The sequence below is a fragment of the Tatumella ptyseos ATCC 33301 genome (assembly GCF_000735525.1).
GTDB classification, from domain to species: Bacteria; Pseudomonadota; Gammaproteobacteria; order Enterobacterales; family Enterobacteriaceae; genus Tatumella; species Tatumella ptyseos.
Genome location: NZ_JMPR01000037.1, coordinates 13,600 through 27,457, shown reverse-complemented (window position 1 = coordinate 27,457; position 13,858 = coordinate 13,600). Strand labels below are relative to the sequence as shown.

Here is a 13,858-nt window from a genome sequence, read left to right as displayed (position 1 = left end):
CAGGTTATCCAATGAAATTCAGTGAACTCTGGTTACGTGAATGGGTAAATCCGGCCCTGAACAGTGAAGAACTTTCCGGACAAATCACCATGGCCGGTCTGGAAGTGGACGATGTTACCGCGGTTGCCGGGGCATTCCATGGCGTTGTGGTCGGTGAAGTGGTTGAATGCGGGCAGCACCCGAATGCCGATAAGTTACGTGTCACTAAAGTCAATGTCGGTGGTTCCCGTCTGCTGGATATCGTCTGTGGTGCGCCTAACTGCCGGCAGGGACTGAAAGTTGCTGTTGCGACCGTCGGTGCTGTATTGCCGGGTGATTTTAAAATTAAAGCCGCAAAACTGCGTGGTGAGCCGTCTGAAGGGATGTTGTGCTCGTACTCTGAACTGGGTATCAATGTAGAATCTGACGGTATTATGGAATTACCGGCAGATGCGGTGCCGGGCACTGACTTCCGTCAGTTTCTGAAACTGGATGACAACACCATTGAAATCAGCGTCACGCCTAACCGTGCTGACTGCCTGAGCATTATGGGGGTTGCCCGTGATGTTGCCGTTCTGAATGGTCTGCCACTGACGGAGCCGGAAATTGCGGCGGTCACACCTTCCACCGATAAAACATTCCCGGTTGAGGTTCAGGCTACCGATGCCTGTCCGCGCTACCTGGGTCGTGTTATTACCGGTATCGACGTCAGCGTGGAAAGTCCGCTGTGGATGAAAGAAAAATTACGTCGTTGCGGGATCCGTTCAGTCGATGCCGTGGTGGACATTACTAACTACGTCCTGATGGAACTGGGCCAGCCAATGCATGCCTTCGATCTCGACCGTGTGCAGGGCGGCATTGTTGTCCGTCAGGCCGTGGAAGGTGAAAAGCTGACACTGCTGGACGGTAACGAAGTCACGCTGACCTCAGATACTCTGGTGATCGCTGACCAGCAAAAAGCACTGGCGATGGCCGGTATCTTTGGCGGGGCAGACTCCGGGGTGAATGAAAGCACCACCAATATCCTGTTTGAAAGTGCGTACTTTGACCCGTTAGCGATCACCGGTCGTGCCCGTCGTTATGGTCTGCATACCGATGCTTCACACCGTTACGAGCGCGGTGTTGATTCTGCACTGCAGTACCGTGCTATCGAGCGTGCAACGGCGCTGTTGCTGGAAATCTGCGGCGGTGCAGCCGGTCCTGTGATTGACCGTAGCCATCAGGAAACACTGCCGGTACCGGCGACTATTACCCTGCGTCGTGAAAAACTGGACCGTCTGATCGGCCATCATATTGCAGATGAGCAGGTGACCGATATCCTGCAACGTCTGGGCTGCCATGTAGTCACCGCAGAAGGACAGTGGACGGCAACGGCACCGGCCTGGCGTTTCGATATGGCTATCGAAGAAGATCTGGTCGAAGAAGTCGCGCGTATTTACGGATATAACAATATCCCCGATGTCCCGGTCCGGGCTGATCTGGTGATGCCTCCGCACCGTGAAGCTAACCTGCCGCTGTCACGCGTGAAAGCCATGCTGGTTGATAAAGGTTACCAGGAAGCCATTACCTACAGTTTTGTGGATCCTAAACTGCAAAACCTGGTTCACCCGGGTGAAGAAGCCTTACTGCTGCCTAACCCGATCTCTGTCGATATGTCTGCGATGCGTCTGTCACTGCTGACCGGCTTACTGGGTGCGGTGGTGTATAACCAGAACCGCCAGCAGAGCCGTGTTCGTCTGTTCGAAAGCGGCTTACGTTTTGTTCCGGATACCGATGCTGAACTGGGGATCCGTCAGGAACTGATGCTGGCAGGGGTGATCACCGGGCCGCGTTTTGAAGAGCATTGGGATCAGGAACGTGCGACTGTCGATTATTTCGATCTGAAAGGTGACCTGGAGTCGGTACTGGACCTGACCGGAAAAGCTGCATCGATTGAGTTCCGTGCGGCACAGCATTCTGCGTTACATCCTGGCCAGAGCGCAGGGATTTATTTGCAGGATCAATACATTGGTTTTATTGGTGTTGTGCATCCGGAACTTGAACGTAAACTTGACCTGAACGGCCGGACAGTGGTATTTGAATTGCTGTGGGACAAGGTTGCAGACCGCTTGCTGCCTGCTGCGAAGGAGGTTTCCCGCTTCCCGGCAAACCGTCGTGATATTGCTGTGGTGGTTGCCGAAAACGTCCCTTCAGCGGATATCATCGCAGAGTGTAAGAAAGTTGGCGTAAATCAGATAGTTGGCGTAAACTTATTCGATGTGTACCGTGGTAAGGGTGTGAGTGAGGGTTATAAGAGCCTTGCGATCAGCCTGATTTTGCAGGATACCAGCCGGACACTCGAAGAAGAGGACATTGCCGCGACTGTAGCTAACTGTGTTGCGGCATTAAAAGAGCGATTCCAGGCAACCTTGAGGGATTGAACCTATGGCGCTTACAAAAGCTGAAATGTCAGAGTATCTGTTTGAAAAACTGGGTCTTAGCAAACGTGACGCGAAGGATCTTGTTGAACTGTTTTTTGAAGAAGTCCGTAGGGCGCTGGAAAATGGTGAGCAGGTAAAACTGTCAGGCTTTGGCAATTTTGACCTACGCGATAAGAATCAACGGCCGGGACGTAACCCGAAAACCGGGGAAGACATCCCGATTACAGCTCGCCGTGTTGTGACTTTCCGCCCGGGACAGAAATTGAAAAGTCGTGTCGAGAATGCTGCTCCGAAGCAAAGCTAAGCATTGTGACAGAGCATAGTGAAAAAGGTCGCGTTTGCGGCCTTTTTTTTATCCGCTGACCGGGGTGGGGAGCATGTCAGCGTCGTCTGTCGCCGGGGTAGTGAAGGGCCACACCCGGGGCTAATTAAAGTTACAGGTGGCCAGACTTGCTGATGTAGGGTAACCATTCTTTTCCTGATATTATCACCCTGAAGTTATCCTCCCCGACGCAGATAACCTCTGATGTCAGTTGCGCTGTAACCCTGAAAGTCATGACAGATAGCAGTTTACGGAGCTTGCTTATGGTACGGATAGTAATCGTCTTTCTGATAATGTTACTGGCGGGATGCAGCTCACATGCGCCTGCACCGAATGCAAATCTTTCTGATCCTGCTGTGGTCAGGGCCGTGCTTAATGAGCAGTTATCTCAGTGGCGGGGTACCCCGTACCGCTTTGGTGGTCTGAGCCGCCGGGGGGTTGATTGTTCCGGTTTCGTTTATCTGACATTCCGTGACCGTTTTGATATCCGTTTACCCCGAACGACCCGTGGCCAGAGTGACATCGGTACCCGGATCCGTAAAAGTGACCTGATGCCCGGTGACCTGGTGTTCTTTAAAACCGGCTGGGGAGGTGACGGCTTGCATGTGGGTATTTACGACAAAAATAATCAGTTCATTCATGCATCCACCAGCCGGGGGGTTATGCGCTCTTCACTGAATAATGTCTACTGGCGAAAAGTGTTCTGGCAGGCCCGACGCATTTAGCCGTTATCTGTTCGTGCGTTTCCGTTATTCTCCTTACGCATCCTGCCCGCAAGGCCGCGCGATGGCTGTTATCCTCGCTTCAGTCAGGTTACACTGCCGTCTTATCCTCTTATAAGATACTTGTCTGACACAGTACCCACCTGCGGAGTCCTTATGCAGTTTACGAATACCTGGTTCGACGAGCTACCTGATTTTTATCGTCGGGTGACTCCAACCCCGCTAAAACAGGGGCGTCTGCTCTACCACAACCAGCCTTTACGTCGGGAGTTACAGCTCGACGAACAACTCTTTGCCGGAACAGGGCACCCGGTGTTTTATGGGGGGGATGTGCTGTCCGGGATGTCACCGCTCGCTCAGGTCTACAGTGGTCATCAGTTTGGCGTATGGGCCGGTCAGTTGGGCGATGGGCGGGGTTTGTTACTGGGTGAGCAGCAACTGCCGGATGGCCGGAAATATGACTGGCATCTGAAAGGGGCCGGACTGACCCCTTATTCGCGTATGGGCGACGGGCGGGCGGTGGTGCGTTCGACGGTCAGAGAGTTTCTGGCCTCAGAGGCATTACATGGTCTGGGGATCCCGACAACCCGCGCACTGAGCCTGGCGGTGAGTGAAGAGCCGGTGCAGCGCGAGCAGACCGAGCAGGGCGCAATGCTGGTCCGTATTGCCGAAAGTCATCTGCGTTTTGGTCACTTTGAACACTTCTTTTACCGCAATCAACCGGATCAGGTCAGAGCGCTGGCCGATTATGCCATTCGCCATCACTGGCCTGAGCTGACAGATGCACCGGACCGTTATCTGCTGTGGTTCACCGATGTGGTGAAACGCACGGCCAGGCTGATAGCGCTCTGGCAGAGTGTTGGTTTTTCTCACGGAGTGATGAATACCGATAATATGTCGCTGCTGGGTCTGACCCTGGATTACGGTCCGTACGGGTTTATGGACGATTACAACCCCGGCTTTATCTGCAATCATAGTGACTATCAGGGGCGATACAGCTTCGAAAATCAGCCTTCCGCAGGGTTATGGAACCTTAACCGGCTGGCCCATGCGTTATCTCCCCTGTTATCTCTGCCGCAACTCAAGCAAGCACTCGGGGTTTATGAAGATGAGCTGATGAGTGTCTGGGGGCAACAGATGCGGCGAAAACTGGGGCTGTTTACGGCACAGCAGGATGACAATGACCTGCTCAGCGGGCTGCTGGCGCTGATGGCAGCCGAAGGCAGTGATTATACGCGCACATTCCGCTTGCTCAGTGAGACAGAACAACAACAGAGCCAGTCACCGCTCAGGGATGAATTCATTGATCGTGCGGCCTTCGATCACTGGTTCAGTCAGTACCGTAAGCGCCTGCTGGACGAACAGTACAGCGATGCGCAGCGCAGAGAGATGATGCAGGCAGCCAATCCGGCGCTGGTGCTAAGAAATTACCTGGCACAACAGGTGATAGACGAGACAGAAAAAGGCGGCACGGAGCAACTGGCGGGCCTGCATAACGCATTGCAAAACCCGTATCAGTTGTTGCCTGAACAACAGGCGCTGTTTAACCGGCCGCCGGAATGGGGGAAATCACTGGAGATCAGCTGTTCGAGCTGACCTCCGGTTACTGTCAGAGGGCGGAGACAGCTTCCGCCAGGTTTTCCAGGACTTTCTCAGTGTCCCCCCAACTGAGGCATGGGTCGGTGATGGACTGACCATAAACCAGAGGCTGCCCCGGGGTCATGTCCTGGCGGCCCTCTTCAAGGAAACTTTCAATCATCACCCCGGCGATAGCGGTTTCGCCATTACGCAGTTGCCGGGCCACATCCTGTGCCACCTGTAATTGCCGCTGATGCTGTTTCAGGCAGTTGCCATGACTGAAATCGATCACCAGCCGGGCGGGTAACCGGGATGCTTCCAGTAAGTTGCGGCTTTCGGCCACATGCTCAGCGGAATAATTCGGCGTCCGGCCACCCCGCAAAATGATGTGTCCGTCCGGATTACCCCGCGTCTGATAAATGGTCATTTGTCCCTGTTTATCGGGGGAGAGAAACCTGTGACTCGCCCGTGCGGCACGGATCGCATCGATAGCAATACGAATATTGCCGTCGGTGCCGTTCTTAAAGCCGACAGGACAGGAAAGCGCCGAAGCCATTTCCCGGTGGACCTGACTTTCTGTGGTTCGTGCGCCGATAGCCCCCCAGCTGATTAAATCGGCAATAAACTGCCCGGTCACTCTGTCCAGAAACTCTGTCGCCGTCGGCATCCCTAATGCGTTGATATCCAGCAGTAATTTACGGGCGATCGCCAGCCCTTCGTTAATATGATAACTGCCATCCAGCCAGGGGTCATTGATCAGGCCTTTCCAGCCGGTAACAGTACGGGGTTTTTCGAAATAGGTCCGCATAACAATTTCCAGCGGGCCCTGGTAGCGCTCACGGAGCAGATTCAGGCGCTGAGCATAGTCGAACGCAGATTGCGGGTCATGCAGCGAACAGGGGCCGATCACCACCAGTAAACGAGGGGTAGGGTGCTGCAGTATCTGGCTGATACGTTGCCGGGTGGCCAGAATATTGGCACTGATATCCTCTGAAACCGGATATTGTCGTGCCAGTTGTTCCGGAGTGACCAGGCGTGCCACCGGCGATGTTCGTAATTCATCGGTTTTATTCATGATAGTCTCGAAGTCATGCTGCTTACCGGAAAATGCCGGCAAGATATGGCCTCAACAATAGACGAATAGTGTGTGATTACAATCAACGGCAATGTAAAACAGGAGAGAAAGCGCGGAATTCAGAATAAAAAAATGCCCGTCCGGAGAAGGGCAAAGACTACACACAGCAATAGAGGGGTGGCATTCAGATGCCGCAACAAAATCCTAAGGGTTATCGTAAAGTTAAATTTGTATTGAATCTGTAAGAATCTTCCCATTCGGGATGGCGGGGCAGTAGGGAGGGAAAGCTCCCCTGACGTCGCCAGGGGAGAATGATCAGTGATGATTATTTTACAGGAGCCTGTGCCTGACGGGCATTACGCTCTTCTTCTGCCGTTTTACGGGCATCTTCCAGTAATTCTTCCACCACCAAATCCGGATTATCGTGCGGCTCCGGCGCTTCATGCATCCAGACCGACAACAGACGGTATGAGACCGCGAGTACTACCGGACCAATAAACAGGCCGATCATGCCGAAGGCTACCAGTCCGCCGATGACCCCGGAAAGGATGATCAGCATCGGTAAATCGGCTCCCAGCCGGATCAGCATCGGGCGAACAAAACTGTCCATGGTACCGACAACACAGCTCCAGACCAGCAGTACCGTCCCCCAGGTTGTGTCTCCGCTCCAGTACAGCCAGATAATCGCAGGGATCAGCACCAGCAATGGGCCGAGCTGGATCAGGCAACAGAGGATCATGACTACGGTCAGGATAGTCGCATAAGGAATACCGCAGAGTGCTAAGCCAATGCCCCCGATGACGCCCTGCAGTAATGCGGTCACGACGACGCCCAGAGCAACGGCACGAATAGCCTGACCTGCCAGTAATACCACTGCGTCACCCCGGCGTGAAGCCAGCCGGTAAGCGAAATGCCGTATTCCCTGGCCCACGCGCTCACCCCGCCAGTAGAGCAGAATACTGAACAGTAACATCAGCGTCAGATGCACCATCAGCCGGCCAAAATGGCCTGCCTGGGCAACAAAAAAGCTGGTGGTACGACCGATATAGGGCTGGACGCTGGTGATTAATGCGCTGCCACCGCCGGCGATCATTTTCTGATAGTACAGCGCCAGTTTGTTGCCGATATACGGAACATTGCTGAGCCACTCGAGTTTCGGTATCTGAATATGGCCGGAGGATAACCAGGCAATCACCGGCCCGCTGTTATCCAGCACACTGCTGATCAGCAGGGCGATCGGAATAATAAACACCAGTAATAAAATCAGTGTCATTGCCAGAACAGCCAGCGAACGGCGGCCCCAGAGAATTTTTTGTATACGCAGCATCAGTCCCCAGGTCGCGATAACGACCATGCCGGCCCAGGCAAAGCCAAGGATAAATGGCTGAACCACCCAGAAACAGGCGACCATCATTAATACAAAAAACATCAGTGTAAATAGCTTCTGAGGGAGATCCCTGTTTTCTGACCGTGCTTTCATAACACCTCTTTACCTCTTTGAATTCACCCAATGAGAGGGTTCCCGATAATGATGCGGTATTTCGGGCAATTACGACAGTAAATAAAAGCAAACTTTTTCATGCAGTAACAAAAGCGACATCTCATAAAATGTGGTAAAACAAAATATTCCTGAAAATTAAAATGACACGACATCCTGGTTTTTATCACATGATCCCAAAGATTCAGCAGGCCCCGGGACTCAGCCCGCAGGTGCTTTCCTATATTGAAACATTGACGATACAAGGTTTTACCGGTGATATCGCCACCGATTATGGCTCACGGCTCAGTATGTCGATAGATAACAGTATCTATCAGTGTCTGCCCGATGCCATCCTTTTTCCCCGTTCGGTTGCTGACGTTGCGCTGTTAAGTCGTATCGCTGATAGTGAGGCGTTCGCCGGCCTGACCTTTACTGCGCGAGGGGGCGGCACCGGTACCAATGGCCAGTCACTTAACCGCGGTGTGATTGTCGATATGTCCCGTTATATGAACCGGATCCTGGAAATCAATAGTGAGGAAGGCTGGGTCAGGGTAGAAGCGGGAGTGGTGAAAGATCAGCTGAACCAGTGGCTGAAACCTTATGGTTTTTTCTTTGCGCCGGAATTATCCACCAGTAACCGTGCCACACTGGGGGGAATGATTAATACCGATGCTTCCGGCCAGGGGTCGCTGGTGTATGGTAAAACGTCAGATCATGTGCTGGGATTGCGGGCGGTGCTGGTCAACGGGGACATTATTGATACCCGTGCGATGCCGATCAGTCTGGCAGAGCAGATTGCCGGCGAAAAGACGACGGAAGGGCATATCTATCAGCAGGTGCTCAGTAGCTGTCGGGATAACCGGCAGCTTGTGACAGATAATTTCCCGAAACTTAACCGTTTTCTGACCGGTTATGACATGCGTCATGTGCTCAGTGACGATCTGCAAACGTTCGACCTGACCCGTATCCTGTGCGGCTCTGAAGGAACACTGGCCTTTATTACTGAGGCCCGGCTGAATATTACGCCTATCCCGAAAGTCCGTCAGCTGGTCAACATTAAGTATGACAGCTTTGACTCGGCTCTGCGGAATGCCCCGTTTCTGGTTCAGGCCAGAGCACTGTCCGTGGAAACCGTAGACTCGACGGTACTGAACCTGGCCCGTGAAGATATTGTCTGGCATTCGGTCAGCGAACTGATCACCGACATCCCGGGCGAAGCGATGCTGGGGCTGAATCTGGTGGAATTTGCGGGGAACGACCGCGAACTGGCGGAAAAACAGGTGAGTGACCTGTGCCGCCGGCTGGATGAACTGATGGCCGCCAGAGAAGGCGGTATCATCGGCTATCAGCGATGCACGCAGCTTGATGAAGTTGAGCGGATCTATGCGATGCGTAAAAAAGCGGTAGGTTTGCTGGGAAATGCGAAAGGGCATGCTAAGCCGATCCCGTTTGTGGAAGATACCGCGGTTCCGCCGGAGCATCTGGCTGACTATATCGCTGATTTTCGCACCTTACTGGACAGTCATGGTCTGAAATACGGGATGTTCGGTCACGTGGATGCGGGGGTGTTACATGTGCGTCCGGCACTGGATATGTGTGACCCTCAGCAGGAAATGCTGATGAAGCAGATCTCCGACCAGGTCGTGGCGTTAACGGCCAGCTATGGCGGATTACTGTGGGGAGAACATGGAAAAGGCTATCGGGGCGCTTACACCGAAAACTTCTTCGGCCCGGCGTTATTCGGCGAATTGCGGCGCATTAAAGGGGCTTTCGACCCGGAGAACCGCCTTAACCCCGGTAAAATTTGTACCCCCGCGGGGAGCGATGCGCAACTTCTGCCGATAGAAAGCCCGACCCGGGGCAGTTTTGACCGTCAAATCCCGGTCTCGGTCAGAGAGGAATGGCGCGGCGCTATGGAGTGTAATGGCAACGGGTTATGCTTTAACTTTGATGTTAACAGCCCGATGTGCCCGTCGATGAAAATTACCCGTAACCGGCTGCACTCACCCAAAGGGCGGGCAACGCTGACCCGTGAATGGTTACGCTTACTGGCAGAGCAGGGGGTGGATCCACAACAACTGGAACGTGCGCTGCCACAGAACTCCCTCAGCCTGCGCGGTTTTATCAGTAAGCTGAAAAATACCCGCCAGGCCGCCCGGGGTGAATATGATTTTTCTCACGAAGTGAAAGAAGCCATGTCGGGGTGCCTGGCCTGTAAGGCCTGTTCGACACAGTGCCCGATTAAAATCGATGTCCCGTCGTTTCGTTCGCGTTTTCTGCAACTGTATCATAGCCGCTATCTGCGCCCGCTTAGCGATCATCTGGTTGCCTCTGTGGAAAGCTATACTCCCCTGATGGCAAAAGCCCCGCAGTTTTTTAACTTTTTTCTGACGCATCCCCGCATTCAGGCGTTAAGTAAAAAACATATCGGTATGGCTGACCTTCCGGCGCTGTCGTCGCCGGGCCTCAGACATCAGCTGGCCGGACACCGGGCACTGACGACGACGGTGGATGACCTACGCGGCATGACAGAAGCCGAACGCCGCGAGTATGTGCTGGTGGTGCAGGATCCTTTTACCAGCTATTACGAAGCCAGCCTGATCACTGACTTTATCCGGCTTATCGGTAAACTGGGTTATAAACCGGTATTGCTGCCATTCACACCCAACGGTAAGGCTCAGCATGTAAAAGGCTTCCTGCAACGGTTTGCCAGAACCGCACAGAAAAGCGCGGATATTCTGAATGATATAGCGACACTGGGTATTCCGATGGTCGGTACAGACCCCGCACTGGTGCTCTGCTACCGGGACGAATACCGTCAGATCCTCGGGGAGAAACGCGGTAACTTTAACGTGCTGCTTGCCCACGAATGGCTCGATAGTGTGACTTCTGACAGGGCAGAGCAGCAAACCCACGGAGAGGCCTGGTATCTGTTCCCGCACTGTACGGAAAGTACCGCATTGCCGCAGTCCCCGGCTCGCTGGAAAACCCTATTCGGTCGTTTCGGTGCTGAACTGCAGACAGTTAACGCCGGTTGTTGCGGTATGGCCGGGACTTATGGCCATGAAACCAAAAACCTGGATAACTCGCTGGGGATCTATGCACTGTCCTGGCAACCGCATCTGCAAAAACGGTCTCCTCAGCGTTGTCTGGCCACCGGTTATTCCTGCCGCAGCCAGGTGAAACGTGTCGAAGGGCAGGCGGTACGTCATCCGTTACAGGCATTGCTGGATATCATCAGCTGATAACGGCAACGGCAGAGGAACACTGGCTTCCTCTGCCTCCGGTCAGGGCAATTGTTCTGCATAACTGAAAAACTGCTCCTGAAGGCCACAAAACTGTTCCCATTCACCTTCCTGCATCAGGACATGACTCAGCCGGCCCAGAGACTCGCGTGCCAGTTGCAGCGCCTGTAAACGAAACATTGCCTCGCGTTGTTCATTGGCCATTTCGCTGATCAGCTGCTGGTGGAGTTCCAGTAACAAAGCAATATACCGTTCATCATCTCCCTGCTGATGACATCTGTCGGCCATACTCAGGCAGAGATCATTAAATTCCCGCAATTTTGTCAGTGAGCTGTCTGGATGTTTCAGTGCGGATTTACTGAGGTGAAACTCTGTGCACATGGCATTCAGTGCCTGGTAATATTCCTCAAGGTGCAATTCCAGCCATCCTGAAAATGAGATCATATCCGGCTCCTTTGTTAGTAATGATAATCATTATCATGCTTATAGCCGTGTAAAGGCAAGGGGGATCGTATTTATTAACGAAAATGATGAGAAGAAAGTGCCGTTTCCGGGATCGCTTAACCACGAATGTGAGCGGGTGAGAGTTTAGCGGGGGTATGAAATCCGGGCGTTATTATGAAGAGAAGTAAAAAGAGCCGTGCAGGACAGGGCTTGAGGAAAAGACAAAAAAAATGGTGCCCTTGGGGCACCATTTTCGTTACCAGAACGCTTACTTGCGGTATGCGTGAGCCTGGTTATCCAGACGCTGGTTAGCGCGAGCTGCGTCGTCTTTAGCAGCCTGAACGTCAGAACGCACTGCGTTCACGTCGTTGCTCAGCTGGTCAACTTTGGTGTTCAGAGTCTGAACATCGCTTGACAGTTGGTCGATTTTAGCGTTGCTAGAACAACCAGCCAGCAGAGTTGAACCCAGAATTACCGCGCCCAGTACCAGTTTAGTACGATTCATTATTTTACCCTCTAGATTGAGTTAATCTCCATGTAGCCCGGTAAGTATTACACAAAGTTTTTTGTGTTGAGAATATATTTTTTATGAGAAGATGCTTAAATTAACCTATTCGCTCAAAGAAACAGCGATTAATATTCGTTGATAAAGTTTTTAACAGAAATACAGGAATTTAATCGGATTTACCTTAATTTAAGATAGGGTCTTTAGTCGATTTTTATTTTTTTGGTTATCATTTAAAATAAAAAGGAATAAAAAAAGGCACCGGTGAAGGTGCCTTTTTAACGTTATTGATTAAATAACATGAACTGATGCAGTGTTTGTGGTTCCGCTCGGGACTAAAGCCCCGGAAACCATTACCACCACATCACCGGTTTGGGCATAACCGGCGCTTAATGCAAGCTCTTTACCGATACGATAGAAGTCATCCGTTGAACTAATTTTCTCAACCAGATGTGTTTCCACGCCTTTAGTTGCCAGCAACTGGCGTGCGGTCGTTTCATTGTTGGTTAATGCCAGAATGGTCGCGCCCGGGAAGTATTTACGGATAGATTTCGCTGATTTACCCCCCTGGGTTGCGACGATGATCACCGATGATTGCAGTTTTTCTGCCGTATCGACTGCGCCACGGCACACCGCTTCGGTAATACGTAATTTGTGACTTTCTTTCAGTTCATCAATACGGCTTCCCATGACGCGGTCAGTACGTTCGCAGATGGTGGCCATAATGGTGACGGCTTCCAGAGGATATTTCCCTTTCGCACTCTCACCTGACAGCATTACCGCATCGGTACCGTCAATGATGGCGTTGGCGACATCACCGGCTTCTGCACGGGTAGGGCGCGGGTTCTTGATCATTGAGTCCAGCATCTGGGTCGCGGTGATCACCAGTTTACGGGCCTTGTTACATTTTTTGATCATCATCTTCTGAGCGAAGATAACTTCTTCTACGGGGATTTCAACGCCGAGGTCACCACGGGCAACCATGATACCGTCGGATGCTTCCAGAATTTCGTCGAAATTATTCAGGCCTTCCTGATTTTCAATTTTGGAAATAATCTGGATGTTTTCGCCGCCGTGCTGTTTCAGGTGCTCGCGGATTTCAAGAACATCCGAACGCTTACGGATAAAAGAGGCTGCGACAAAATCGACGCCCTGTTCGCAACCAAAGATCAGGTCACGTTTATCTTTTTCCGCCAATGCCGGTAACTGGATGGAAACGCCTGGCAGGTTAACCCCTTTGTTCTCGCCAAGGTCGCCGTTGTTCAGAACTTTGCAGACAACGGTGTTTTCCGTCACTTCAACCACTTCCATTCCCAGAAGACCGTCATCAACCAGCACGGTATTACCGATAGCCAGATCAGCGGCAAACCCCTGGTAAGTCACAGCGACCTGCTGATTGTTACCGATAACTGACTGGTCAGTCGTAAAGGTGAACGTCTGTCCCGCCTGCAGTGAAACATCGTTTCCGCCTTCAAGCTTCATCGTACGGATTTCAGGGCCTTTGGTATCCAGCAGAATAGCGGCGTTATGACGGGTTTTACCCACCACTGAGCGCAGATTCGCAATACGCTGGCCATGCTCGGCATAATCACCATGAGAAAAATTGAGACGCATAACATTCATACCTGCATCAAGCAGGCTTTTCAGCATCTCTTCGGATTCAGTTTTTGGACCGATAGTACAGACGATTTTGGTTTTTTTCATGACGGGTTATCTACAAGTTGTAATGAATTTAGGAAACACGAACCACCGGAAGTATCTGCCGATGGCGGAAATTTGTGATTCAGATAATTTTGTAACTTAGATAATAATGCGTTACCGGAGCGATAACGAAGATAAGAAAGGCAAGGGCCATCTTGGACGTCGAAAGCCTGACGACGCGTATAAAGGCCGGATAGGTATGTTGCGCAAACTCTGTCAGTCAGGATTCTTATCACGTTATTCGCGGAAACCGTTCAAGTGGACAACAGGGTCAGTATAGTCACTAAGTGAACGGAAACCAAACATAATTCGGTTTACGGTCATGACGTACCGGCAAAATAATGATATTGCGCAACAGATAATCGTGTTTGCACAACTTCTGACCTG

Annotated in this window: 10 protein-coding genes; 5 read left to right on the top strand and 5 right to left on the bottom strand. The window is 52.0% G+C overall.

Annotated elements, in window-relative coordinates; all coding sequences use genetic code 11:
- Positions 1-11: 11 nt before the first annotated feature.
- From pheT to GTPT_RS11575, 4 genes are all read left to right on the top strand, one after another.
- Positions 12-2,399: a phenylalanine--tRNA ligase subunit beta gene (gene pheT / locus GTPT_RS11590; protein WP_025901914.1), complete on the top strand. Its 2,388-nt coding sequence runs from the start codon at positions 12-14 to the stop codon at positions 2,397-2,399.
- Positions 2,400-2,403: 4 nt separating this feature from the next.
- Positions 2,404-2,703 carry an integration host factor subunit alpha gene (ihfA, locus tag GTPT_RS11585; protein ID WP_025901915.1) on the top strand — a complete coding sequence of 100 codons (300 nt, stop codon included), beginning with the start codon at positions 2,404-2,406 and terminating at the stop codon, positions 2,701-2,703.
- A 281-nt stretch (positions 2,704-2,984) separates the two neighbouring features.
- A complete protein-coding gene (locus GTPT_RS11580) occupies positions 2,985-3,446 on the top strand; it encodes an NlpC/P60 family protein (RefSeq protein WP_029989551.1) in 462 nt (153 codons plus the stop codon).
- Between the two features lie 153 nt (positions 3,447-3,599).
- A complete protein-coding gene (locus tag GTPT_RS11575) occupies positions 3,600-5,039 on the top strand; it encodes a protein adenylyltransferase SelO (RefSeq protein WP_025901917.1) in 1,440 nt (479 codons plus the stop codon).
- A gap of 13 nt (positions 5,040-5,052) precedes the next feature.
- Here GTPT_RS11575 and GTPT_RS11570 read toward each other — a convergent pair whose 3' ends face one another.
- On the bottom strand, positions 5,053-6,096 hold the full coding sequence (locus GTPT_RS11570) for a 3-deoxy-7-phosphoheptulonate synthase (protein ID WP_025901918.1): 1,044 nt from the start codon (positions 6,094-6,096) through the stop codon (positions 5,053-5,055).
- Between the two features lie 325 nt (positions 6,097-6,421).
- Positions 6,422-7,576, bottom strand: coding sequence for an AI-2E family transporter YdiK (gene ydiK / locus GTPT_RS11565; RefSeq protein WP_025901919.1), 1,155 nt, complete (start codon positions 7,574-7,576; stop codon positions 6,422-6,424).
- Positions 7,577-7,764: 188 nt separating this feature from the next.
- On the opposite strand from ydiK, the gene ydiJ reads away from it, so the two are divergent.
- A complete protein-coding gene (gene ydiJ, locus GTPT_RS11560; RefSeq protein WP_029989552.1) occupies positions 7,765-10,821 on the top strand; it encodes a D-2-hydroxyglutarate dehydrogenase YdiJ in 3,057 nt (1,018 codons plus the stop codon).
- 42 nt (positions 10,822-10,863) lie between these two features.
- Here the strand turns inward: ydiJ and GTPT_RS11555 are convergent, their stop codons facing one another.
- From GTPT_RS11555 to pykF, 3 genes are all read right to left on the bottom strand, one after another.
- The gene (locus tag GTPT_RS11555; RefSeq protein ID WP_025901921.1) at positions 10,864-11,265 is read right to left on the bottom strand and encodes a hypothetical protein; all 402 of its coding nucleotides are present in this window, start codon (positions 11,263-11,265) and stop codon (positions 10,864-10,866) included.
- A gap of 268 nt (positions 11,266-11,533) precedes the next feature.
- Complete coding sequence (locus GTPT_RS11550) at positions 11,534-11,770, bottom strand: major outer membrane lipoprotein (protein WP_025901922.1); 237 nt, start codon at positions 11,768-11,770, stop codon at positions 11,534-11,536.
- A gap of 291 nt (positions 11,771-12,061) precedes the next feature.
- Positions 12,062-13,474, bottom strand: a complete 1,413-nt coding sequence (gene pykF / locus GTPT_RS11545; RefSeq protein ID WP_029989553.1) for a pyruvate kinase PykF — start codon at positions 13,472-13,474, stop codon at positions 12,062-12,064.
- Positions 13,475-13,858: the final 384 nt, after the last annotated feature.

Bases quoted from the DNA above. Each gene is read 5' to 3' on its own strand.
- ydiJ (WP_029989552.1), top strand. From the start codon at position 7,765: ATGATCCCAAAGATTCAGCAGGCCCCGGGACTCAGCCCGCAGGTGCTT.
- GTPT_RS11575 (WP_025901917.1), top strand. From the start codon at position 3,600: ATGCAGTTTACGAATACCTGGTTCGACGAGCTACCTGATTTTTATCGT.
- ihfA (WP_025901915.1), top strand. From the start codon at position 2,404: ATGGCGCTTACAAAAGCTGAAATGTCAGAGTATCTGTTTGAAAAACTG.
- GTPT_RS11580 (WP_029989551.1), top strand. From the start codon at position 2,985: ATGGTACGGATAGTAATCGTCTTTCTGATAATGTTACTGGCGGGATGC.
- GTPT_RS11570 (WP_025901918.1), bottom strand. From the start codon at position 6,096: ATGAATAAAACCGATGAATTACGAACATCGCCGGTGGCACGCCTGGTC.
- GTPT_RS11555 (WP_025901921.1), bottom strand. From the start codon at position 11,265: ATGATCTCATTTTCAGGATGGCTGGAATTGCACCTTGAGGAATATTAC.
- pykF (WP_029989553.1), bottom strand. From the start codon at position 13,474: ATGAAAAAAACCAAAATCGTCTGTACTATCGGTCCAAAAACTGAATCC.
- GTPT_RS11550 (WP_025901922.1), bottom strand. From the start codon at position 11,770: ATGAATCGTACTAAACTGGTACTGGGCGCGGTAATTCTGGGTTCAACT.
- pheT (WP_025901914.1), top strand. From the start codon at position 12: ATGAAATTCAGTGAACTCTGGTTACGTGAATGGGTAAATCCGGCCCTG.
- ydiK (WP_025901919.1), bottom strand. From the start codon at position 7,576: ATGAAAGCACGGTCAGAAAACAGGGATCTCCCTCAGAAGCTATTTACA.